Annotated in this window: 21 protein-coding genes; 14 read left to right on the forward strand and 7 right to left on the reverse strand. The window is 64.0% G+C overall.

Annotated elements, in window-relative coordinates:
• Positions 1-4: 4 nt before the first annotated feature.
• The 3 genes from lspA to dnaE all read left to right on the forward strand — a co-directional run bounded on the left by lspA (position 5) and on the right by dnaE (position 5214).
• Complete coding sequence (lspA, locus tag J7E80_RS11875) at positions 5-664, forward strand: signal peptidase II (protein WP_251036774.1); 660 nt, start codon at positions 5-7, stop codon at positions 662-664.
• Entirely contained in the window at positions 657-1583 is a 927-nt protein-coding gene (locus J7E80_RS11880) for an RluA family pseudouridine synthase (protein WP_215052149.1), read from the forward strand. The genes lspA and J7E80_RS11880 overlap by 8 nt, the downstream gene beginning before the upstream one ends.
• A gap of 73 nt (positions 1584-1656) precedes the next feature.
• Positions 1657-5214, forward strand: a complete 3558-nt coding sequence (gene dnaE / locus J7E80_RS11885) for a DNA polymerase III subunit alpha (protein WP_215051769.1) — start codon at positions 1657-1659, stop codon at positions 5212-5214.
• A 17-nt stretch (positions 5215-5231) separates the two neighbouring features.
• On the opposite strand, the gene J7E80_RS11890 is transcribed toward dnaE, so the two are convergent.
• On the reverse strand, positions 5232-5762 hold the full coding sequence (locus tag J7E80_RS11890) for a flavin reductase family protein (protein WP_251036775.1): 531 nt from the start codon (positions 5760-5762) through the stop codon (positions 5232-5234).
• Between the two features lie 108 nt (positions 5763-5870).
• Between J7E80_RS11890 and J7E80_RS11895 the strand changes: the two genes are divergently transcribed.
• From J7E80_RS11895 to nrdR, 3 genes are all read left to right on the forward strand, one after another.
• Positions 5871-6449 carry a hypothetical protein gene (locus tag J7E80_RS11895; RefSeq protein ID WP_251036776.1) on the forward strand — a complete coding sequence of 193 codons (579 nt, stop codon included), beginning with the start codon at positions 5871-5873 and terminating at the stop codon, positions 6447-6449.
• A 43-nt stretch (positions 6450-6492) separates the two neighbouring features.
• Positions 6493-7872: a histidinol dehydrogenase gene (hisD, locus tag J7E80_RS11900; RefSeq protein ID WP_215051770.1), complete on the forward strand. Its 1380-nt coding sequence runs from the start codon at positions 6493-6495 to the stop codon at positions 7870-7872.
• 120 nt (positions 7873-7992) lie between these two features.
• Positions 7993-8490: a transcriptional regulator NrdR gene (gene nrdR, locus J7E80_RS11905; RefSeq protein WP_215051772.1), complete on the forward strand. Its 498-nt coding sequence runs from the start codon at positions 7993-7995 to the stop codon at positions 8488-8490.
• Between the two features lie 124 nt (positions 8491-8614).
• Here nrdR and ppgK read toward each other — a convergent pair whose 3' ends face one another.
• Positions 8615-9418, reverse strand: a complete 804-nt coding sequence (ppgK, locus tag J7E80_RS11910; RefSeq protein WP_215051774.1) for a polyphosphate--glucose phosphotransferase — start codon at positions 9416-9418, stop codon at positions 8615-8617.
• Between the two features lie 84 nt (positions 9419-9502).
• A complete protein-coding gene (map, locus tag J7E80_RS11915) occupies positions 9503-10381 on the reverse strand; it encodes a type I methionyl aminopeptidase (RefSeq protein ID WP_215051776.1) in 879 nt (292 codons plus the stop codon).
• 120 nt (positions 10382-10501) lie between these two features.
• On the opposite strand from map, the gene J7E80_RS11920 reads away from it, so the two are divergent.
• Entirely contained in the window at positions 10502-10666 is a 165-nt protein-coding gene (locus J7E80_RS11920; protein ID WP_215051777.1) for an SPOR domain-containing protein, read from the forward strand.
• 22 nt (positions 10667-10688) lie between these two features.
• Here the strand turns inward: J7E80_RS11920 and panB are convergent, their stop codons facing one another.
• The gene (gene panB, locus J7E80_RS11925; RefSeq protein WP_215051779.1) at positions 10689-11594 is read right to left on the reverse strand and encodes a 3-methyl-2-oxobutanoate hydroxymethyltransferase; all 906 of its coding nucleotides are present in this window, start codon (positions 11592-11594) and stop codon (positions 10689-10691) included.
• Positions 11595-11848: 254 nt separating this feature from the next.
• Between panB and glnA (J7E80_RS11930) the strand changes: the two genes are divergently transcribed.
• The 6 genes from glnA (J7E80_RS11930) (at position 11849) to J7E80_RS11955 (ending at position 18518) form a co-directional block, all read left to right on the forward strand.
• Positions 11849-13189, forward strand: coding sequence for a type I glutamate--ammonia ligase (gene glnA, locus J7E80_RS11930; RefSeq protein ID WP_215051781.1), 1341 nt, complete (start codon positions 11849-11851; stop codon positions 13187-13189).
• A 9-nt stretch (positions 13190-13198) separates the two neighbouring features.
• Positions 13199-16210 (forward strand): bifunctional [glutamine synthetase] adenylyltransferase/[glutamine synthetase]-adenylyl-L-tyrosine phosphorylase, encoded by a 3012-nt coding sequence (locus tag J7E80_RS11935; RefSeq protein ID WP_215051783.1) that lies wholly within the window; start codon positions 13199-13201, stop codon positions 16208-16210.
• Between the two features lie 66 nt (positions 16211-16276).
• Positions 16277-16711, forward strand: coding sequence for a VOC family protein (locus J7E80_RS11940; RefSeq protein WP_215051784.1), 435 nt, complete (start codon positions 16277-16279; stop codon positions 16709-16711).
• Between the two features lie 91 nt (positions 16712-16802).
• Positions 16803-17318 (forward strand): GNAT family N-acetyltransferase, encoded by a 516-nt coding sequence (locus J7E80_RS11945; protein ID WP_215051786.1) that lies wholly within the window; start codon positions 16803-16805, stop codon positions 17316-17318.
• A gap of 141 nt (positions 17319-17459) precedes the next feature.
• A complete protein-coding gene (locus tag J7E80_RS11950) occupies positions 17460-17813 on the forward strand; it encodes a hypothetical protein (protein ID WP_215051788.1) in 354 nt (117 codons plus the stop codon).
• Positions 17814-18308: 495 nt separating this feature from the next.
• Positions 18309-18518 carry a hypothetical protein gene (locus tag J7E80_RS11955; protein WP_215051790.1) on the forward strand — a complete coding sequence of 70 codons (210 nt, stop codon included), beginning with the start codon at positions 18309-18311 and terminating at the stop codon, positions 18516-18518.
• A gap of 278 nt (positions 18519-18796) precedes the next feature.
• On the opposite strand, the gene glnA (J7E80_RS11960) is transcribed toward J7E80_RS11955, so the two are convergent.
• Complete coding sequence (gene glnA / locus J7E80_RS11960; RefSeq protein WP_215051792.1) at positions 18797-20221, reverse strand: type I glutamate--ammonia ligase; 1425 nt, start codon at positions 20219-20221, stop codon at positions 18797-18799.
• Between the two features lie 287 nt (positions 20222-20508).
• Here glnA (J7E80_RS11960) and J7E80_RS11965 point away from each other — a divergent pair, with 287 nt between their 5' ends.
• Positions 20509-20946 carry an RDD family protein gene (locus tag J7E80_RS11965; protein ID WP_215051794.1) on the forward strand — a complete coding sequence of 146 codons (438 nt, stop codon included), beginning with the start codon at positions 20509-20511 and terminating at the stop codon, positions 20944-20946.
• A 34-nt stretch (positions 20947-20980) separates the two neighbouring features.
• On the opposite strand, the gene J7E80_RS11970 is transcribed toward J7E80_RS11965, so the two are convergent.
• Positions 20981-21361 carry a DUF3817 domain-containing protein gene (locus J7E80_RS11970; RefSeq protein ID WP_311380813.1) on the reverse strand — a complete coding sequence of 127 codons (381 nt, stop codon included), beginning with the start codon at positions 21359-21361 and terminating at the stop codon, positions 20981-20983.
• Positions 21362-21458: 97 nt separating this feature from the next.
• Positions 21459-22208 (reverse strand): DUF4191 domain-containing protein, encoded by a 750-nt coding sequence (locus tag J7E80_RS11975; RefSeq protein WP_215051797.1) that lies wholly within the window; start codon positions 22206-22208, stop codon positions 21459-21461.
• Between the last annotated feature and the right edge of the window lie 70 nt (positions 22209-22278).

A 22278-nucleotide genomic window follows, 5' to 3' on the forward strand; every position in this document is an offset into this window, starting at 1 on the left:
CATCATGACTGACGAACTTGCCGCTGACGCAGCGCACCACCCAGCCTCTTCGCGACCGCGGCCACGGCGCGCGGCCCTGCTGTCCCTGTTCGCGGGGCTGGCCGTCTTCGCTTACGTTTTCGATCAGCTCACCAAGCTCTGGGTCACCAGCACGATGAGCGAAGGTGAGCGCATCCCTGTGCTGCCTCCGCTGTTGCACTGGTACTTCATCCGCAATTCCGGGGCCGCCTTTTCCATCGGCGAGAACGTGACGTGGGTCTTCACGATCATCATGTTGGCTGTCTCTGTCGCCATTTTGTTCCAGGTGCGGAAGCTGGGGTCGGCCTGGTGGGCTGTGGCGCTTGGACTCCTGCTTGGCGGTGCGCTGGGCAACCTGACGGACCGGCTGTTCCGTGAGCCCTCCTTCGCCATGGGCCACGTGGTCGACTTCATCCAGCTGCCCAATTTCGCGATCTTCAACATCGCGGACTCGGCCGTTGTGTCGTCCGTAGTTATCATCTGCCTGCTCACCCTGCGCGGCATCGCCCTTGACGGTTCGCACCACGCCGGCGGCACGCACCACGCCCGGGGTGCACACGCTGGCCGTCCACACCACGCTGGCGGTTCACGCCACGGTGGCGGTTCAGGCCACGGTGCGAAGCCGGACGGAGGGCATGATGTCTGAACGTGTGGTGATCCCCGATGACCTTGACGGCAGCCGGGTGGACACCGGGCTGGCCAAGCTGATGGGCGTATCCCGCTCCCTTGCTGCCACCTTGATAGCGGAAGGCAATGTTCTCAGCGGCGGCAAGCCGGTAGGGAAGTCTGCCAAACTGGCGTCCGGCACCGTGCTGCACGTGACTGTCCCGCAGCGGCGGGACCCCCTGGAGGTTGTGGAGGAAGTAGTGGAAGGCCTGAAGATTCTGCTGGACGACGACGACTTTGTCGTCGTTGACAAGCCGGTAGGAGTCGCGGCGCACCCATCTCCGGGCTGGGTGGGGCCCACCGTGGTCGGGGGCCTGGCGGGTGCCGGCTACCGCATCTCAACCTCCGGGTCGGCCGAACGGGTCGGCATAGTCCACCGTCTCGACGTCGGTACGTCAGGCGTCATGGTGGTGGCAAAGTCGGAAGCCGCTTACACCGCGCTCAAGCGGGCGTTCAAGGAACGGTCCGTGGACAAGGTGTACCACGCCGTTGTCCAGGGTCTCCCGGATCCCCTGCAGGGCACCATTGACGCGCCTATCGGCCGGCATCCGGGACACGACTGGCGGTTCGCGGTGATCGAGGACGGCCGGCCGTCGGTCACGCACTATGAGGTCCTCGAGGCTTATGGAAAGGCCTCGCTGGTGGAAGTGCACCTGGAAACAGGGCGGACCCACCAGATCCGGGTCCACTTCGCCGCGCTCCGGCACCCGTGCGCCGGGGACCTCACGTATGGGGCCGACCCGCGCCTTGCCGCCACCCTTGGCCTGACCCGGCAGTGGCTCCACGCCAGGCAGCTCGGCTTCGACCATCCGAGAACCGGGGAACGGGTGACGGTGACCAGCGAGTACCCCGAAGACCTCGCCTACGCGTTGCAGGTCCTGGAGTCCGGCAACGCCTGAGCATTCACTTACAGCCATCTGGCTGGCGGCCGGTCCGCACGATAATGTCGCCCGGCCGCACTAGAATGGTCCGGTGACTTCCAGCAATGACTCGTTCGTCCACCTGCACACCCATACCGAATACTCCATGCTGGATGGTGCGGCCCGCTTGGGGGAGCTGTTCGACGAAACGGAACGTTTGGGGATGCCCGCCCTGGCCACGACTGACCACGGCTACCTGTTCGGCGCGTTCGATTTCTGGCGAAAGGCCACCGACAAGGGCATCAAACCAATTATTGGTGTGGAAGCCTATGTGACTCCCGGGACGGCCCGCGGTGACAAGAGCCGCGTCCGCTGGGGCGAGGAAAGCCAGCGCAAGGACGATGTCTCCGGCGGTGGTTCCTACACCCACATGACCCTGCTGAGCTACAACAACGTGGGCATGCGGAACCTGTTCCGGGCCTCTTCAATCGCCTCTCTGGACTCGGTTTTCGGGAAGTGGCCCCGGCTGGACCGTGAGCTTCTGAACACGTATTCGGAAGGGCTCATCGCCACCACCGGCTGCCCGTCCGGGGAGATCCAGACCCGGCTGCGGCTGGGCCAGTACCGTGAAGCGCTTGAGGCTGCTGCGGAGTTCCGTGACATTTTTGGCGCGGAGAACTACTTCTGCGAACTCATGGACCATGGCCTGGATATCGAGCGGCGCGTCACCGGCGACCTGCTGCGCCTGGCCAAGGAGCTCAAGCTTCCGCTCGTCGCCACGAACGACCTGCACTACACGCACGAACACGACGCCAAGGCGCACGAGGCCCTGCTGGCCATCCAGTCCGGTTCGACCCTTCTGGAGCCCACCTACGACAACGGCGGTTCCCGCTTCGCCTTCTCGGGCAGCGGGTACTACCTGAAATCCCCGCAGGAAATGCGGGACCTGTTCCGCGACCACCCCGAGGCGTGCGACAACACGCTGCTGATCGCCGAGCGCTGTGAAGTTTCATTCAACACCGGCGCCAACTACATGCCCCGGTTCCCCTGCCCGGAGGGGGAGGACGAGACGTCCTGGCTGGTCAAAGAAGTCGACAAGGGCCTCCATTACCGCTACCCCAAGGGCATCCCGGACAAGGTTCGCAAACAGGCCGACTATGAGCTGGAAGTCATCACCTCCATGGGCTTCCCGGGCTACTTCCTCGTGGTTGCCGACTTCATCAACTGGGCCAAGAACAACGGCATCCGGGTAGGTCCTGGACGTGGCTCGGGTGCAGGCTCCATGGTGGCGTATGCCATGCGCATCACCGACCTTGATCCCTTGGAGCACGGCCTCATCTTCGAGCGCTTCCTGAACCCGGACCGCGTCTCTATGCCTGACTTCGATGTCGACTTCGATGACCGGCGCCGCTCCGAAGTGATCGACTACGTCACGCGCAAGTACGGTGATGAACGGGTAGCGATGATCGTCACCTACGGCACTATCAAGACCAAACAGGCCCTCAAGGACTCTTCGCGTGTACTGGGCTATCCGTTCAGCATGGGGGAGCAGCTGACCAAGGCGCTGCCTCCGGCCGTGATGGCCAAGGACATTCCGCTGGCCGATATTCAGAATCCGGACTCCAAGCGCTACAGCGAAGCCGGTGACTTCCGCCAACTGATCAGCACGGACCCCGAGGCTGCCAAAGTCTTCGAGACAGCACTGGGCATCGAGGGCCTGAAGCGGCAATGGGGTGTGCACGCCGCCGGTGTCATCATGTCCTCGGACCCCATCATCGACGTGATTCCGATCATGCGCCGCTTCCAGGACGGCCAGGTCATCACGCAGTTCGACTACCCGACGTCCGAAGGCCTCGGCCTGATCAAGATGGACTTCCTTGGCCTGCGGAACCTGACGATCATTTCGGATGCCCTGGAAAACATCAAGATGAACCGCGGCATCGAGCTCGACCTCGAGACCCTGGCCCTTGACGACGCCGCGTCCTACGAGCTGCTGGCCCGGGGTGACACCCTGGGTGTATTCCAGCTCGACGGCGGCCCCATGCGCTCCCTCCTGAAGCTCATGAAGCCTGACAACTTCGAAGACATCTCCGCGGTGCTGGCCCTCTACCGGCCCGGGCCCATGGGCGCGAACGCGCACACCGACTACGCGTTGCGCAAAAACAAGATCCAGGAGGTCATTCCGATCCATCCTGAGCTGGAGGAACCGCTCGCCGAAATCCTCGGCGGGACCTACGGCCTGATCGTGTATCAGGAGCAGGTTATGGCCGTGGCGCAGAAGCTCGCCGGCTATACCCTGGGCCAGGCCGACATCCTGCGGCGGGCCATGGGCAAGAAGAAGAAGTCCGAGCTGGACAAGCAGTTCGCCGGCTTCTCCCAGGGCATGCAGGACAACGGCTACTCCATGGCCGCGGTCAAGACCCTCTGGGACATCCTGCTGCCGTTCTCCGACTACGCCTTCAACAAGGCGCACTCGGCCGCCTACGGCGTGATCTCCTACTGGACCGCCTACCTGAAGGCGCATTACGCGCCGGAGTACATGGCCGCCCTGCTGACCTCGGTCGGCGACGACAAGGACAAGTCCGCAATTTACCTCAACGAATGCCGGCGGATGGGCATCACCGTGCTGCCGCCCGATGTCAATGAGTCGGCGCTCAACTTCACCCCTGTTGGCAACGACATCCGCTTCGGCATGGGCGCCATCCGGAACGTCGGCGTCAACGCCGTCGAAGCCATGGTGGCCGCGCGCGAAAAGGAAGGCGCCTACACCTCCTTCAAGGACTACCTGATGAAGGTGCCGGCCGTCGTGTGCAACAAGCGCACGATCGAATCCCTGATCAAGGCCGGGGCCTTCGATTCCCTCGGGCACCACCGGCGCGCGCTGGCGTTGATCCACGAAGAAGCAATCGATTCCGTCATCACGCTCAAGCGCAATGAGGCGATCGGCCAGTTCGATCTCTTCGCCGGTTTCGACGAGGCGGAATCCGAGGCGTCACTGAGTATCGAGATTCCCGATCTCCCGGAATGGGAGAAGAAGGACAAGCTCTCGTTCGAACGCGACATGCTCGGCCTCTACGTCTCCGACCACCCGCTGCAGGGGCTCGAAGGGCTCCTGAGCCAGCACGCCGATCAGTCCATCACCTCGATCATCGCCGAAGACGGGCCGCAGGACGGTGCGATCGTGACCATTTCGGGCATGATCACGTCGCTCAGCCGCAGGATCGCCAAGGCCAGCGGCAACGCCTATGCCAGGGCCGAGATCGAGGACCTTGGCGGTTCCATGGAAGTCATGTTCTTCGGCCAGGTGTACGGCCCCATCGCGTCGGTTCTCGCCGAGGACCTCATCGTGGTGGTCAAGGGCCGCCTGCAGCGGCGCGACGACGGCGCCGTCACCTTGAACTGCATGGAACTTTCCGTGCCGGACCTGAGCCAGGGCACCAACGGCCCCCTCATGATCACGATGCCCACGCACAAGGCCACGGAGGCAGTGGTCACCGAACTGGGGGAGGTGCTGCGCAACCACCGGGGAAACTCCGAGGTGCGGATCAACCTGCAGGGCGACACGCGCGTAGAGGTCATGGGCCTGCCCGTGCACCTGCGCGTCAACCCCAACCCGTCTCTCTTCGGGGACCTCAAGGTGCTGCTCGGCCCTGCCTGCCTGGACGTCTAGGGCTAAATTTCCTGGCGCTAAATCTCGTAGTCGAGCGGCATGGGCTGGCCGTACGCGCCGGAATGGTAGAGCAGCGGTGCTCCGTCCTCGCCAACCTGGCCTTCCACCACTTCCACTACAACCACCGCATTGTTCTCGAAGGAAAGCCGCATCTGGATCTTGCCGATCAGCCAGCCGGAAACATCCTTGAGGATGGGCACCTCGTAGGGTCCGAGGGCCCAGTGGTCCCCGCTGAAGCGCTCCTTGGTGCGGGCGAAACGGTCAGCCAGCTCCTGGTTTTCCAGGCCCAGCATGTGCACGCCGATGTACGTGGTGTTGGCCACAGCGGGCCAGGAACTCGAACTGCGTGCCATGTTGAAGGTGAAGCGCGGCGGCTTGGCTGACAGCGAGGCCACGGACGTCGCCGTGAAGCCGTGGGGAACCCCGTTGTAGTTCACCGTGACAATGGCAACTCCGGCTGCGTGCCGCCGGAACATTTCCTTGAACGTGCCCTCGAAGGCGTCATCATCTGAGGCCACTGTGATCGATCTCCCTGCTGAACTGTCCATAGTTTCGGTCCCTACTACAAGAGTATTGGCCTTCCGGGATGTTGCGTGATTTCAATGCGGTGCACGCCGTTTGCCGCAACACTCGCCAACATTTGTTAACGTTTCCTCATGACCCAGCCCGCTGCCTCATCTCCGGCCCGCCATCAGGACCAGGCGGGCAACGTCCGCGCGAACAGTTCCCTGGGGCAGCAGCGGAACCCACGCAGCCGGCTGTGGACGGCGGGAATTGCCGCTTCCGGACTACCTGCCGGCCTCCTGTGGTGGCTGCTGGCACCCGGCGGTCTGAACCTTGGTTCGGGCAATGCCGCCCTGGCATCGGGAGCCAACACCCAGGGCTGGCTCGCGCGGGATCTTGTTCTCGCCGGGCTGTTTGTCTTTGCGGGCTGCCTTGTCGCGGTCCTGCTGTCCGGCAGGAGGGATGCGGGATCGAGCCGAACGCTGCTGCTGTCTGTGGGTGCCAGCGGCGTGGCGGCCGTCCTCGCCTGGCAGACCGGGCTGTTGGCCGGACTCTGGCTTGGCGGGCCCCAGGACACCTCGGTCAGCGAGAGTGTGGCGTTTTCGCTGAGATCGTACTCGGTTCTGCTCCTTTGGCCGGCAGCTGCTGCGTGCGGTTACTTCGCCATCAGCGTGTTCGAATTGCTGCACCGCCCGCGGGACGGCCAGCCACCCGCCGGCGACCACGTGTGACAGCGAGACGGCGGCGCCGGTCCCGGGACCGTAAAATAAACCGGTGACCACTTCTCCGGACAGCCCCGTACGCCCGACTTCCTCCGCCGTCGACTTCCGCACCGTAGATCTGCGGGGCCGCCGCCTGAGCCTTGCAGAGCTCCGCGGGGCGGTGCCTCGTGCCCGACACCAGACCGTGGCCGACGCCGAGCAGAAAGTCACCGACATCATTTCAGCGGTCCGGGAGCGGGGCTTCGCGGCCCTGGCGGATTTTGCCCGCCGCTTTGACGGTGTGGAGCAGGCGCATCCCCGCGTGCCGGCAGAGGCGCTCCAGTCCGCGCTGGACGGCCTGGACCCGGCTGTGCGTTCGGCGCTTGAGGAGTCCATCAGCCGTGCCCGGCGGTTTGCCGACGGCCAGCGCCCCGCCGACATCGACGTCTCCCTCGGTGACGGGGCCGTTGTCAGCCAGAAGTGGGTGCCCGTGGCCAGGGTTGGCCTCTATGTACCGGGCGGGCTCGCCGTTTACCCGTCGTCGGTCATCATGAACGTTGTTCCTGCGCTGGCAGCAGGGGTGGAATCCATCGCGCTGGCGTCGCCGCCGCAGAGGGACTTCGGCGGGCTCCCGCACCCCACGATTCTGGCGGCGGCGGCGCTGCTGGGCATTGGCGAGGTGTATGCGATCGGCGGGGCCCAGGCCATCGCCGCGTTGGCATATGGTGTGCCGGGAGGAGTAGCGGATGAAGCAGCCCTGGAACCAGTGGACGTGGTGACCGGCCCCGGGAACATCTTCGTGGCCACGGCCAAGCGCCTCGTCAAAGGAGTCGTGGGAATCGACTCCGAGGCGGGCACGACGGAGATCGCCATTCTGGCCGACGCCACGGCCCGGCCGGCCTTCGTTGCCGCAGACCTGATCAGCCAGGCCGAACACGACCCGAAGGCAGCATCGGTCCTGATCACTGACTCGGAGCGGCTTGCCGCCGACGTCCGCGGGGAGCTTGAGCGTCAGGCTGCGGCCACCAAGCACGGCGACCGCGTGCGTGAAGCGCTCTCCGGCCCGCAGTCCGGGGTGGTGCTGGTGGACGACCTTGAGCAGGGCATTGCGGCGTGCGACGCCTACGCGGCCGAACACCTTGAGATCATGACGGCGGACGCCTCCGCCGTCGCCGCGCGGATCAGAAATGCCGGCGCCATTTTCGTGGGGGACTACAGCCCCGTGAGCCTTGGCGATTACTGTGCGGGATCGAACCACGTCCTGCCCACCAGCGGGACCGCCGCTTTCTCCTCCGGACTTAACGTGACAACGTTCCTGCGCGCCATCCAGGTCATCAACTACACGGAATCCGCGTTGGAAGAGGTCAGCGGGCACATCGTGAGCCTGGCCGGAGCGGAAGATCTTCCCGCCCACGGAGATGCTGTAGCTGCCCGGTTCAGGGCAGGCCGCTGACCACTACATGTGGTAATTACAGGATTGTTATTCGGCTACATCTGGTCGTAAACTGGTTCCGGGAAGAGGCATCGGGCACCATGCCCGGGCCGCCGCTGCGCACCAGGGGAAGGAACGAACATGTACTGTCCGTTTTGCCGTAACCCCGACTCGCGCGTGGTCGACAGCCGCATGGCCGATGACGGTTCAGCCATCAGGCGGCGCAGGCAGTGCCCTGAATGCGGCCGCCGGTTCACCACGGTCGAAACCACCAGCCTCTCCGTGATTAAGCGGTCCGGCGTGGGCGAACCGTTCAGCCGCAGCAAGGTCATTAACGGTGTCCGCAAGGCCTGCCAGGGCAGGCCCGTCAGCGAGGATGACCTCGCCATGCTCGCGCAGGAAGTCGAGGAGAATATCAGGGCGTCCGGGGCAGCGGAAATCGACGCCCACGAGGTTGGCCTGATAATCCTCGGTCCGCTGCAGAAGCTGGACAAGGTGGCATACCTTCGCTTCGCCAGCGTGTACCAGGCCTTCGAATCGCTGGAAGACTTCGAGTCCGCCATTGCACTGCTGCGCCACGAGGGCGACGTCGAGGCCAAGCGGCCCGAAGGCAAGAGCTCCGAAAAGAGCCCGCTCTAAGCTCCGGTGGCGGCAGTGGAGGGGAAGCCGCAGCCGCCACCGGCTCCAGGAAAACGCAAAGGCGGCAGACGTTGTGTCTGCCGCCTTCTACGTGCAGCGTGCCGGTGGTCCGCCGGCCGGTGAACTACTTGGCGAGCTCGTGCTTGACCGCGATTTCAAGGGCCGCGCCCACAATGCCGGCCTCATTCTTCAGCTTGGCCGGAACGATCGGGGTGCGCAGGCGCAGGCGCGGCAGGTACTCGTCCGCGCGCTTGGAGATGCCGCCGCCCACAATGAACAGTTCGGGGGAGAAGAGGAACTCCACATGCGAGAAGTAGCGCTGCAGGAGGACGCTGTACTCCTCCCAACTGAGGCCATCCCGTTCGCGCGCCACAGCTGACGCCTTGCTTTCGGCGTCGAAACCGTCGATCTCCAGGTGGCCTAGTTCGGCGTTGGGGACGAGGTTGCCGTTGAAGATGAAGGCGGAGCCGATTCCAGTACCCAGGGTAATCACCAGAACGGTGCCGCCGATTCCGGCACCGGCACCGTAGCGCGCCTCTGCAAGGCCAGCAGCATCGGCGTCGTTAATGACCTCCACCGGGCGGCCCAGCCGCGCAGTGAGCAGTGCATCGATATCCGTGTTGATCCAGCTCTTGTCCACGTTGGCGGCGGAGTGGACCACGCCGTGCTGGATGATGCCGGGGAACGTCACGCCGACCGGGCTGTCTGCTTCGGGGGCGTCGGGGCGCGCGGAGAGCTCTTCGACGACCTTCGCCACGACCTCCACGACCGATTCAGGCGTGGCCGGCTGGGGCGTCGCCAGGCGGAAACGATCGCCGATCAGCTTGCCCTTCTTCAGGTCGACGATGCCGCCCTTGATTCCGGTCCCGCCGATGTCGATGCCGATCAGCGGTGCGTTCTTGCGGGTCTTTTCGTCCTTCTTGACCAATGGGTTTCCGTTCGTGGCAGGGTTGGGGCTCGGGCAGGGCAAGGGCGACTTGCCGGGGGAGTCAGGGGCCGGTACCGGCGGGGGTCAGGGAAGAGTGAGGATCTCGGCACCTGATTCGGTGACGAGGAGGGTATGTTCGAACTGCGCGGTGCGCTTGCGGTCGCGCGTCACAACGGTCCAGTCATCCGCCCACATGTCCCATTCAATGGCGCCCAGCGTGAGCATGGGCTCGATGGTGAAGACCATGCCCGCCTCAATAATGGTGTTGTAGGCCGGCGCGGCGTCGTAGTGGGGAATGATCAGGCCGGTATGGAACGCCTCGCCGACGCCGTGGCCGGTGAAATCACGGACTACGCCATAGCCGAAGCGCTTGGCATAGGATTCGATGGCTCGGCCGATGACATTGATCTGGCGCCCCGGGGCCACTGCCTTGATGGCGCGGTTCAGGGACTCCTTGGTGCGCTCCACGAGCAGGCGCGATTCCTCGTCAACGTCCCCCACGAGGAAGGTGTAGTTCGTGTCGCCGTGTACTCCGCCGATGAAGGCCGTGATGTCGATGTTAATGATGTCGCCATCCTGGACCATGGTGCTGTCCGGAATCCCATGGCAGATCACTTCATTCAGCGACGAGCAGAGTGACTTGGGGAAGCCGCGGTATCCGAGGGTGGAGGGATAGGCCTTGTGGTCAAGAAGGAATTCGTGGCCGACGCGGTCCAGTTCGTCCGTGGTGACGCCCGGTGCGATGTATTTTCCGACCTCGACGATGGCCTGCGCCGCGATCTTGCTGGCCACGCGGATCTTCTCGATGGTTTCAGCAGACTTCACTTCGGAGCCGGTGAATTTGGCCGGGCCGGGCTTGCCGACGTACTCGGGCCGCGGGATTGACGCGGGGACCAGCCGCTGGGGGCTGATAACTCCCGGGGTCAGGGTGCCGGTGGGTGCGGTCGAGGCTAAGGAAGGCATAGATTGATCATATAAGGCAGTGCAGATCGCCATGTAAATTTATGCGGCCACCGGTCACGGTTGCGGTTTACGTTACGTGGATCACGCGGCCCGCGGTCAAACCGGAAGCGAGGAACGTCGATGCCTGAGTACTGGTACAACGTGAAGACCCATGAGGTGGAGGAAGACGCGATGTCTGACTGGACCCAGCTCATCGGCCCCTACAAGACCAGGGAAGAGGCCGAGCACGCAATGGAGAAAGTCCATGCCCGCAACGAGGCCTGGGAAAAATACGACGAGGACTGATGACCCCCGCGGCACGGGATATTTAGAACGAGTGTTCCGGGCCGGGGAACTGGCCTGACCGGACATCCTCGCCGTAGGCCTTGGCTGCATCGCTGAGGGTAGTCCGCAGGTCGGCATACTGCTTGACGAACTTGGCCATTTTGCCGCCACGGAGTCCGGCCATGTCCTGCCAGACGAGGACCTGGCCGGTTGTCCTGTTCCCGGCACCGATGCCGACCGTTGGAACGGAGACGGCGGCGTCGACAGCTGCCGCCGTCTCCGCCGGGACCATCTCCATGAGCACGCAGAAGGCTCCGGCGTCAGCCAAGGCGACTGCGTCATCGATCAGCCGCTGCACGTCGTCGCCGCGGCCCTGCACACGGTAGCCGCCCAGCGAGTGTTCACTCTGCGGCGTGAAGCCGATGTGCGCCATGACTGGAATGCCGGCCTGGACCATGGCCCGAACGGTCTCGGCGTAGAACTTGCCGCCCTCGATCTTGACGGCGTGTGCCAAGCCTTCTTTCAGGAAACGGACGCCGTTGGCCACTGCCTGCTGCGGCGAAACCTCATAGCTGCCGAACGGCAGGTCCGCCACCACCAGGGCCCGCTTCGCCGAACGTGCGACGGCCCGGCACAGCGGCAGCAGCTCATCAACGGTGACGGGGAGGCTCGTTTCGTTGCCGAAGACGTTGTTCGACGCCGAATCTCCGATCAGCAGCACCTCGATGCCGGCCTGGTCGAATATCTCCGCCGTGTACTGGTCATAGGCTGTCAGCATCGCAAAGTGCCCGCCGTTGACTTTCGCCTGCTGCAGGTGGTGCGTGCGGACTTTCGCCACGGGCTTTGTACCGGTTTCCGACGACGGCGCTGCGGCCGCCGCGGGACCGTTTCCGTAGGGGGCGGGTACTTCCGCGGACATGCTTGAGTCGGGACTGCTGCTGGAGGCCATAGGCTAGAGCGTAATCCGAGACCGGACGTCCTAGCCACCGGGCAGCGGCGGCCTGGTGGTGATTCCCGTCACAGCCGCACGCTGCGTGTTGCCCGCCAAGGGGCTTTCCGGCCCTTCCCCGTGTTAACGCTGTGTTACGGGCCGCCCCTGCGCCAGCATCAGGCGTGAATGCTTAGTAAAGTGATTCGTGAGCTGCCGCCGGCTCCGTCGATGTTGGGCCGCGGCGTGAACGTTGACCCGGAGAAGAGGCCTTCATGGACCGCCAGCAAGAGTTTGTCCTGCGCACGATCGAAGAGCGTGACGTACGGTTCGTGCGCCTCTGGTTCACCGACGTCGTGGGTTCACTCAAGTCGGTGGCGCTTGCTCCGGCCGAAGTTGAGGGCGCCTTCGAAGAGGGCCTGGGCTTCGACGGGTCATCGATCGAGGGCCTGGCCCGCGTCTTCGAATCCGACATGCTGGCCCAGCCGGACCCCGCCACGTTCCAGATCCTGCCTTGGCGCGGCGAAACCGAACAGACGTCCAGGATGTTCTGCGACATTCTGACCCCCGACGGCGAGCCTTCCGCCGCGGACCCCCGCAACGTCCTCAAGCGCACGCTGGCCAAGGCCGCCGACATGGGCTTCACGTGCTACACGCACCCCGAAATCGAGTTTTACCTCCTGAAATCCCAGGAACCGGGTCCCGACGGCGCCCCGATCCCCGTGGATGAAGGCGGCTACTTCGACCATGTACCCGGCGGTGTGGCACAGGACTTCCGCCGGACCGCAGTGACCATGCTCGAATCGGTGGGCATTTCCGTAGAGTTCAGCCACCACGAGGCCGGGCCGGGGCAGAACGAAATTGACCTCCGTTACGCGGACGCACTCCAGACGGCGGACAACATCATGACGTTCCGCACCGTCATCAAGGAAGTTGCGCTCCAGCAGGGGACGTACGCGACGTTCATGCCCAAGCCGTTCACGGCGCATCCGGGCTCGGGCATGCACACGCACTTCTCGCTTTTTGAGGGCGACACCAACGCCTTCTTTGAAGCTGGCGCTGAATTCCAGCTGTCCGAAACAGCCCGTCAGTTCATCGCCGGCATTCTCAAGCACGCCCACGAATTCACGGCCGTGACCAACCAGTTCGTGAACTCCTACAAGCGTCTCTGGGGCGGGGGAGAGGCGCCCAGCTACCTGAGCTGGGGCCACAACAACCGCTCCGCCCTTGTGCGGGTGCCCCTGTACAAGCCGGGCAAGGGCCAGTCAGCCCGCATCGAATACCGCGGCATTGACTCTGCGGCCAACCCGTACCTGGCGTACGCGGTGCTGCTGGGTGCAGGGCTCAAGGGAATCGAGGAGGGCTACCAGCTTCCCGCGGCGGCAGAGGACGACATCTGGTCGCTGAGTTCGGCCGAGCGCCGGGCCATGGGTCACGACCCCCTGCCGGCCAGCCTGCACGACGCCATCCGCAGCATGGAGGAATCCGAACTCATGCCGCAGATCCTGGGGGAGCAGGTATTCGAGCACTTCCTGCGCAACAAGCGGGCCGAGTGGCAGGACTACCGTCTGCAGGTGACGGCCTATGAGCTGCAGCGCAACCTCGGAATTCTTTAGGCGATTGCGGTGAGCCTCGCCCGCCGCCTCATCTCGGCCGGCTTCAGTGACCTGGAGAAGGGCGAAAGGTTCCTTGCTGCCCCTGAGCTTGAGGGCATCGACCAGGACTTGCTGTTCGCAGGCCTGCAGTTGGCTGCCAGCCCGGACGCCGCACTGCAATCCCTGGTCCGGCTGATTGAGAAACATCCCGACCTGAGGAAGCTGGCGGCGGCTGATACGGATACGAGCGAGCCGCTGTTCCGCGTCCTGGGGGCGAGCGAGGCGCTCGGCGAGTTCCTCATCCGCCATCCCGAGCACCTGGATGCGTTCGATGTAACCGCGAGCCCGGAGCCTGTCCAGGCGGAGGCGGCTGAGCTGCGCGCCCACCTGCTCAGGTCGGTGCGCGCGGACCCGAAGTCGGCGCGGCCCGTGGCCGGCATAACAGGCCCGGATGCGTACGAGGCGCTGCGTACTGCATACAGGCGGGGCGTGGTGGACCTGGCCGTGAAGGACCTTTGCGCAGCCGACCCGCTCGACTTCATGCCCGCCGTCGGCGCCGAACTTGCCGATCTGGCCGGTGCGGCTATCGAAGCAGCGTTGGCGGTTTCCCGGGCAGAGGCGGCGGCGAAGTTCGATCCTGAGGAGGTTGCCGACGTCGCGCTTGCCGTGATTGGCATGGGTAAGTGCGGTGCCCGCGAGCTGAATTACATTTCCGACGTCGATGTCATTTACGTCGTGGAAGCCGGGCAGCCAGACGATGCCAGGGCAAATACGATCGGCACAGCTCTGGCCAGCGGTATTTCACGCGCCATTTCGTCTCCCGCCCGCGAGCCAGGCCTGTGGGAGGTGGACGCCAACCTTCGGCCCGAGGGCAAGTCGGGCCCCCTGGTCCGCACGCTCGACTCCCATCGGAGCTACTACGCCCGGTGGGCCGAGAGCTGGGAATTCCAAGCGCTGCTCAAGGCCCGGACGATCGCCGGCGACGCGGATCTGGGCGGCCGGTACGAGGACGCGGTTTCACCCTTGGTGTGGGCATCCGCCAGCCGGGACGGCTTCGTCGAATCCGTGCAGGCCATGCGCCGCCGCGTGACCGAGCATATCCCCGCCGCAGAGGAGCAGCGCCAGATCAAACTGGGCAGGGGCGGGCTCAGGGACGTCGAATTCACGGTCCAGCTCCTGCAACTGGTGCACGGAAAGTCCGACGAAACACTCCGCCGTCGCGACACCACGTCGGCGATCGCAGCCTTGTCAGCCGGCGGATATATAGGCCGGGCTGATGCTGCCGCGTTCGACCACGCCTACCGCTACCTTCGGCTGCTCGAACACCGCATCCAGCTGTTCCAGCTCCGCCGGACCCACCTGATGCCCGTGAAGGAGGACGCGCTGCGCGCCCTGGCCAAGGCTGTCCTGGGCCCGTTCTCCACCGACCGGCCGCACCCGGACGCGCTCATGGCGGCGTGGCACAAGACAAAGCGTTCGGTGCGGGAGCTCCATGACAGAATCTTCTACCGTCCGCTGCTGAACACGGCTGCCAAGCTGAGCAGTGAGGACGCGCGCCTCACCCCGGAAGCCGCCCAGGGCCGGCTCGCGGCGCTCGGCTACCGCGATCCGCAGGGTGCCATGAGGCACATCGAAGCGCTGACGGCTGGCGTCAGCCGGCGTGCCGCCCTCCAGCGGCAACTGCTGCCCATCCTGCTGGGCTGGCTCGCCGAAGGCGTGGATCCCGACGCCGGGCTGCTCGCCTTTCGCCGCATCAGCGAAGCCTTGGGCACGACGCACTGGTATCTGGGAATGCTGCGGGACTCCGCCGCGGCGGCCGAGCGGCTTTGCCACATGCTGTCCAATTCCCGGCTCATCGCCGACCTGCTGGAAGTGTCACCGGAATCGGTGGCCTGGCTGGGTTCGGACAAGGACCTCACGCCCCTGACCTTCGAGGCCCAGTGGCAGGAAATCGCGTCCAAGATGTCCCGCCATGCCGAGCCGGAAAGCGCCATGAGGCTGATCCGGCTGATCCGGCGCCGGGAAATCCTGCGCATCGCCATAGCCGACAGTGCCGGCCTGCTCGCCCAGGACCAGGTGGGTGCGGCCTTGGCCGAAACGGACAGGGCAGCCATCCTCGGGGCGCTGCGGGTGGCCGAGAACATCGTCTCCGCGGCCGGTCCGTTGAAGACTTCAGTGCTCGTGGTGGCCATGGGCAGGCAGGGCGGCCGGGAAATCGGCTACGGCTCCGATGCCGACGTGCTGTATGTCCACCGCGCCCTGCCGGGCGCCGCGGATGATGAAGCCCAGCATCAGGCGGCGAAGATCGTGGGTCACATCTCGAGTCTTCTGACCCAGCCACTCAAGCCCGCCATTATGGCTGAGCGGGTGCTCTCCGTGGACGCTGATCTCCGTCCGGAAGGCAAAAGCGGTGCGATGGTGAGGTCGCTGGAGTCCTACGCCGAGTACTACCGCAGGTGGTCCCTGGTCTGGGAAGCACAGGCCCTCCTGCGGGCCCTGCCCATTGCGGGCGATGACCAGCTCGCGGACAACTTCCTCAGGCTGATCAACCCCATCCGCTACCCGGAGTCGCTGTCTGAGACTGATATCCGGGAGATCAGGCGGATCAAGGCCCGGGTGGAATCGGAGCGGCTGCCCCGCGGCGCCGACCCCGCCCGTCACCTCAAGCTCGGTCGCGGCGGCCTCAGCGACGTCGAGTGGCTTGTGCAGCTTCTCCAGCTCCAGCATGCCGGACGTTATCCGGAGCTGCGTACTACGTCCACCCTCAAGGCGCTGGACGCGGCCGCCTCGCTGGGCCTCCTCGACGCCGCTGACGCCGGACTGCTTTCCGACGCGTGGCGGCTTGCCAGCCGGATCCGGTCCGCCAATGTGATCTGGACGGGCCGTGCCTCAGACCTGCTGCCTTCCTCCCGCCGGGACCTGGAGGCGGTGGCCCGCTGGTGCGGTTATGAGGAGGGGATGGCCGCAGCCCTCGAGGAGGACTATCTGCGGGTCAGCCGGCGCGCCCGCGGCGTCTTTGAGAAGGTCTTTTACGGCCAGTAGGATCCAAGCAGGAATCCCGCACCGGGAGGGGCTGACACGTTTTTTGGCAGGTGTTAGGTTGGGCCCATGGCTACCCAAATCTTCGTAAACCTTCCCGTCAAGGACCTCGACAAAGCAGTGGAGTTCTTCAGTGCGCTTGGGTTCTCGTTCAACCCGGACTACACCGACGAGAATGCCACGTGCATGATCATCAACGACGACGCTTTCGTCATGCTCCTCGTGGAGGGCTTCTTCAAGACCTTCACGTCCAAGGACATTGCGGACGCCAGCGGCAGCACAGAAGCGATCATGGCCTTCTCCGTGGACAGCCGCGAGGGAGTGGACGACATGTTCAACAAGGCGCTTGCTGCCGGCGGCAAGGAGTCCCAGCCGGCCCAGGATTACGGTTTTATGTACAGCCACAGCTTCCAGGACCTGGACGGCCACCTGTGGGAGGTCATGTGGATGGACCCGGCCGGTCCCCCCGCTGACGCCGGGGCAGCCGCCGCAACGGCTGGATGAACACCCTGAACGAACCAATTTGAAACACGGCGACGGCGGCTGCCCCGGGGAGCGGTCTGCCGCAGCTTCCGTTCGTGGGTAGGCTCAGAACATGCTTCCCGATGTATGGCTGATCTCCCTTAAGGACCTCGATGCCGATGCGCGCGCCATCCACCTGGGCGAAGTGGCCCGCATGGAAGTGGGTCCCGGCCAGGACGCGTTCGTCGGAGATCCGCTGCGGATGATGCTCGTTGGCCTCGAGGAGGAGTCCCGCCATCCCTATGTGATTGAGGCAGACGGGGAAGCCGTTGGAGTGCTCACGCTCCAGTCAGGTGCAGCAACGCTCGCGGGATGGCCTGACGATAACTCTGTCTGGCTGCTCCGCGGTTTCCTCATCGACCATCGCCGCCAGGGGCGGGGACTGGGAACAGCCGCCGCAGCGGCAGCCGTGGCAACCGCCGCAAAACTCACGGCGAGGCAGGGCAGCGGCCAGGCCGGCGTCGTACTGTCCGTCAACGAAAGTAACAGCGCCGGCATGGCCGCCTATCTCAAGGCCGGCTTCGAGGACCGCGGACAGTACTTGGGCGGCAACGCCGGTCCGCAGCGGACCATGTATGCGGCAACTTGACGTATCCACCTGGCAGCGCCATCGGAGGTTTCAGGATTTTCATTCTCCATTCTCCATTCGATGGGGGTGTTTCGCTCGGCTGGAGGAGCGCCGCTTATAGACTGCTGGGGTACGTGTCTCTCGACGATTAGGAGAAAGATCATGAACTACAGCGGAAGCCAGTCTGAGAAGGCAGTGGCTGCTGGTGACCTTGACCGGAGCCATGTCGGCCAGTCCGTAAGCTTTCAGTCGAACGATTTCACGGTCGTCTTCGGAAAGATCGCCGGCATTGCACGCACGGAAGCACAGGTCTACCTGGCGCTCGAAGGAGTCGGAGGGGGAACACACCTGAAGGATGAATACGATCTCCCTGTCGGTCAGAACGTTTACCTGCAGCTGGATCCCTTGAGCAGCGCGGGGAAGACAATTTCTGACGCGGAGAAGATCATCAAGGAGAAGCTGGACGAGATCAAGAAGAACCTCCTGGACCGCGAACAGAAGGCCGATTCCCAGTAGCGGAATCTTCCTTCAGGGCCAGATAAAGGAGAGTCCGCACGTGCTGCCGTGGTCGAAATGCCGGCAGCGCGGGCGGGCTCTCCGCGCGTTAGGCCATGTCCGGCTGGTCAGCTCTTGCCTGGTTGGCTCCTTGTGCCTACGCTGAGCCTTGGGAGTGTCCGTCAACCCTTATGGGGGAAGGCTTGCACGGGTCTTCGTGGAGGGGGACGCTGCCATTAGAGGGCTGGCTCCACGGTCTCTCCCGCAGCTGGTGGGGCCAGCTCCATAACCTCCGTGAACAGGTGGCATGAAAAAAGCAACCCCCGCACATGGGGGACATGCGGAGGTTGCCGCCTATAAAGCTACTGGGTCGTAGGTAAATCACTCAACTTTACTTCCGGCATGTCCGCGCGGCGAGAAGAGTTGATCACCTGGGCGGCCGGGCGAACCCCATTCAACGAACTGAGTTACGAACAAAGCCTGCCTATGCGCCGGACCGTCGGCTAGTCTTTTGCCATGGCTGACGACGAATTCAAGACGCGTTTGGACCGCGTGGAGGCGCTGTACGACGAAGTCGTTGCATTACGGGAAGGCAAGGGCGTCGGGCCGGGCAAAGAGGCGCTCGTGCTGGCGGAACTGCGGTTGGATAACGCATGGCGGGAGGTGTACGAGTTCATGGACCTTCCTCTTTCCCGTGACGTTGGAGCAACTGACAGTCCTGAATAGTCTGTCCGCCGGCGTGATTCTTGGTGAAACCTTCTGTTCATCTTCCCGTCGTATGATCCGTTTACCGTTGTCGCAATGGCCCTCGTTCTTCTGCGGCTTCGGTAGGTGGCCCGCTCTGCTGTCTGGGGGACCGAGCGGGCCACCGTGTGCAGTTGTTAGAGGCCACAAAAAGGGAGGTTGCCACCGGCATTGCGCCGGTAGCAACCTCCCTTTTCATTCTCGGAATCCCAAACTGCGGACTCCTTGTGGACTAAGCGTGGCTTAGCCCTGCAGTCTGACTAGACGCCGTAGTAGAGCTCGAACTCGTGGGGGTTCGGGCGGAGGGACAGCGGGCGGATCTCGTTCTCGTACTTGTACTCGATCCAGGTGTCGATGAGGTCCTGGGTGAACACGCCGCCGGCCTGCAGGAACTCGTTGTCCTCAGCCAGTGCGTCCAGTGCCTCTTCGAGGGTACCCGGAGCCTTGGGGATGTCCTTGGCTTCCTCGGCCGGGAGCTCGTAGAGGTCCTTGTCGATGGGAGCCGGCGGTTCGATGCGGTTGCGGATGCCGTCGATGCCGGCCATCAGCTGGGCAGCGAACGCCAGGTACGGGTTGGAGGAGGGGTCCGGAGCGCGGAACTCAATGCGCTTGGCCTTCGGGTTGGAGCCCGTGATCGGGATGCGGATACCGGCCGAGCGGTTGCCCTGCGAGTAAACCATGTTGACCGGAGCTTCGAAGCCCTTGACGAGGCGGCGGTAGGAGTTCACCGTCGGGTTGGTGAAGGCCAGCACTGCGGAGGAGTGCTTCAGCAGGCCGCCGATGTACCAGCGGGCCGTGTCGGAAAGGCCTGCGTAGCCCTTTTCGTCATAGAACAGCGGCTCGCCGCCGTTCCACAGGGACTGGTGGCAGTGCATGCCCGAGCCGTTGTCACCGAAGACCGGCTTCGGCATGAAGGTGACGGACTTGCCCCAGGCGTCGGCGGTGTTCTTGACGACATACTTGAATTTCTGCAGGTCATCTGCCGCGTGCGTCAGGGTGGTGAACTTGTAGTTGATTTCAGCCTGGCCGGCGGAACCGACCTCGTGGTGGCTGCGCTCGACCTCGAGGCCTGCTTCGTCCAGGGCGACGCACATGGCGTCGCGCAGGTCCGACTGCTTGTCCGTGGGGGAAACCGGGAAGTAGCCGCCCTTGACGGGGGTCTTATAACCGAGGTTTCCGCCTTCTTCTTCACGGCCGGTGTTCCAGTGAGCTTCTTCGGAGTCGATCTTGTAGAAGCTGCCCTGCGGGGAGGACTGGTACTGGACGTTGTCGAAGACGAAGAATTCTGCTTCGGGAGCGAAGAAGGCGGTGTCTGCGATGCCGGTAGATGCGAGGTAGGCCTCGGCCTTCTCGGCAACGCCGCGGGGATCGCGGTGGTAAGGGTCTCCGGTGCGGGGGTTCACGATGGAGAAGTTCAGTGCAAGGGTCTTCTCCATGCGGAACGTGTCGACGAAGGCGGTGGTGACATCCGGGATGAGCTGCATGTCGGACTCGGCAATGCCCTGGAAGCCGCGGATGGAAGATCCGTCGAAGAGCTGGCCGTTGACGAAGAAATCAGCATCCACGCTCTTGGCCGGCACATTGAAGTGCTGCTGCACGCCAGGAAGATCGGTGAAGCGGATATCGACGAACTTAATATCTTCGTCATTGATGAACTTGAGGACTTCGTCCGCAGTCTTGAACATCTATGCTCCTTACGCATATGTATTAACTGGCTGGAATGCCAATGTGGTCCAGCGCAATCGTGGCCCAGCGCAGTCCGACGGCGCGAAAACACAAGAAATGTCTCCGCTCCCAGCTCGCTAGCAACTGTTACCACCCTAGGGACGAGGGGTTTCCCGTCCATGTCCGCTTTGTTTCCAGCAGGTTACAGAACCGCCTGATATGTAAACGCTATACGGTGTCCACACTGTGGTCCATCCTCATCCACACTCTGAGCGTTCCGGAGTGCGGAACCCGGTAAACTTGGACAGTGGTAGATCGAAGAGACATTGGCTCCTGGCTTAGCGGGCCCGACACATCCGGCATTTCAAAATATCCGGGGGAGCGCCTGGGGCTCCCGGAATCAGGTCCGGGCTCTATAGCCCGTGCCGGACGCAGGATCCTTGCGATCATGATCGACTGGACCATAGCCCTGCTGATCAGCAACTTACTGTTCGCCGGTGATTCCTGGGGCACGCTGGCTGTCTTTGCCGCCGAACAGATCCTGCTGATCGGCACCCTCGGCTACAGCATCGGTCACCGCGTCCTGGGGATCCAGGTGGTGAGGCTCGGCGGGGCTCCTGCAGGCCCGCTGGCCGCTGTGGTCCGCACCCTGCTGCTTTGCCTGGTGGTTCCCGCCGTCGTCTTTGATCCGGACCAGCGCGGGCTCCATGACAAGGCCATGAACACCGTGCTTATCCGGAGGTAGACCTCCTGAATCGGGCCTGGCCGGATGGATCCGGCTAGACGTCCGCAGTTTCTTCCGCCGCCGGTTCCCAGGCGCCGCTGCCCGCGGCCGTAGCCTCGTCGGCGGCCGCAAGGTAGCCCCGGCGCCCTGCCCAGCGCTCAAAGAGCACCGTGGCGAACGGCAGGACGGCCGAGAGACCGGCGAAAAGCGCGACGAGAAATGGCCAGCGCTGCAGGCGCCACAGGATAAGGGCCATCATGCCATAGGCGATGAACAGGGCGCCATGAATCGGCCCGGCAATTTCCACACCTAATTCAGTGCTTTTGGCGATCCACTTGAAATACATTCCCGACAGGAGTGCCGCCCAGCTAAATGCCTCGGCGAGGGCAAATATCCGGAAGATACGGATGACGGCGTTTCTTGTCGGTGGTTTCACAGAGGCTCCGGCTTCACTTGGTATTTCGCGGTTCAGGCACATGAAACCGCCCCGGCGGCTGGAGGTGAGTCCGGCCGCCGGGGCGGATCAGGATGTTCTAGCGTCCGCGCTGCGGGCGGGCTTTATAGGGATCGATGCCCTTGGGGATGGGGAGCCGGTTGCCCAGCGAAGAGATCCGCTTGGAAACCGCGCTCACCTCGATCTTGGTGAGTTCCTTGTCCAGTTTGTTCATCTTCTTGGCAACCTGGCTGATGGGCGTCTGGCCGTCGCCGCGGCCGCTCTCAATCACGTGGATGGTGACATTGGGAAGAATCCGCGCAAGCTTCTTGCGCTCCGCATCCAGCAGCGGCTTTACCCGGTGGGAGGGGCCTTCGCTGACCAGCACGACGCCGGGACGGCCGATGGCGCGGAAGACGGCGTCCTGGGTGCGGGGGTTGACCGCCACGGGCTGTTCCTCGGTGATCCAGCCGCGCTTCAGTGTGCTGAGGGCGGCCCCGGATGCGCCCGGCTGATTCTCGATCTGCGCGAAGGCCGCGCGTTCGGCGCGCCTGGACAGGATGAAGGTGGCAGCGAGCAGGCCCAGCGGGATGCCGATAATCAGGGCGGTAATCCAGTTTTCCAGCAGCAGGCCCACAACGAGGCTGACGGCCACGATACCCAGGAAAGCCAGCAGCATGAGCCACGGAACCATCGGGTCGTGGCGGCGCGTCATGTTGAAGACTTCGCCCATCTGCTTGAGCCGGCTGGGCTTCTTGACCTTCGGCTCTTTTGGCTTGCGTGAAAAGAGGGCACGCTTGCGAGCTTCAGGCACGGGGGTGCTGTTACTGGAATCAGGGGATTTCGCCATAGTGCCTTAATTCTACGTGATGCACGACAAAGGGCTGGACTCCGGAAGGCTCCGGTGTCCAGCCCTTTTC

The sequence above is a fragment of the Arthrobacter sp. ISL-28 genome (genome assembly GCF_018613875.1).
In the GTDB taxonomy this organism is placed as follows: Bacteria; Actinomycetota; Actinomycetes; order Actinomycetales; family Micrococcaceae; genus Arthrobacter.

Bases quoted from the DNA above. Each gene is read 5' to 3' on its own strand.
- lspA (WP_251036774.1), top strand. From the start codon at position 5: ATGACTGACGAACTTGCCGCTGACGCAGCGCACCACCCAGCCTCTTCG.
- J7E80_RS11880 (WP_215052149.1), top strand. From the start codon at position 657: ATGTCTGAACGTGTGGTGATCCCCGATGACCTTGACGGCAGCCGGGTG.
- J7E80_RS11890 (WP_251036775.1), bottom strand. From the start codon at position 5,762: ATGGACAGTTCAGCAGGGAGATCGATCACAGTGGCCTCAGATGATGAC.
- J7E80_RS11895 (WP_251036776.1), top strand. From the start codon at position 5,871: ATGACCCAGCCCGCTGCCTCATCTCCGGCCCGCCATCAGGACCAGGCG.
- nrdR (WP_215051772.1), top strand. From the start codon at position 7,993: ATGTACTGTCCGTTTTGCCGTAACCCCGACTCGCGCGTGGTCGACAGC.
- map (WP_215051776.1), bottom strand. From the start codon at position 10,381: ATGCCTTCCTTAGCCTCGACCGCACCCACCGGCACCCTGACCCCGGGA.
- J7E80_RS11920 (WP_215051777.1), top strand. From the start codon at position 10,502: ATGCCTGAGTACTGGTACAACGTGAAGACCCATGAGGTGGAGGAAGAC.
- panB (WP_215051779.1), bottom strand. From the start codon at position 11,594: ATGGCCTCCAGCAGCAGTCCCGACTCAAGCATGTCCGCGGAAGTACCC.
- glnA (WP_215051781.1), top strand. From the start codon at position 11,849: ATGGACCGCCAGCAAGAGTTTGTCCTGCGCACGATCGAAGAGCGTGAC.
- J7E80_RS11940 (WP_215051784.1), top strand. From the start codon at position 16,277: ATGGCTACCCAAATCTTCGTAAACCTTCCCGTCAAGGACCTCGACAAA.
- J7E80_RS11945 (WP_215051786.1), top strand. From the start codon at position 16,803: ATGCTTCCCGATGTATGGCTGATCTCCCTTAAGGACCTCGATGCCGAT.
- J7E80_RS11950 (WP_215051788.1), top strand. From the start codon at position 17,460: ATGAACTACAGCGGAAGCCAGTCTGAGAAGGCAGTGGCTGCTGGTGAC.
- J7E80_RS11955 (WP_215051790.1), top strand. From the start codon at position 18,309: ATGGCTGACGACGAATTCAAGACGCGTTTGGACCGCGTGGAGGCGCTG.
- glnA (WP_215051792.1), bottom strand. From the start codon at position 20,221: ATGTTCAAGACTGCGGACGAAGTCCTCAAGTTCATCAATGACGAAGAT.
- J7E80_RS11975 (WP_215051797.1), bottom strand. From the start codon at position 22,208: ATGGCGAAATCCCCTGATTCCAGTAACAGCACCCCCGTGCCTGAAGCT.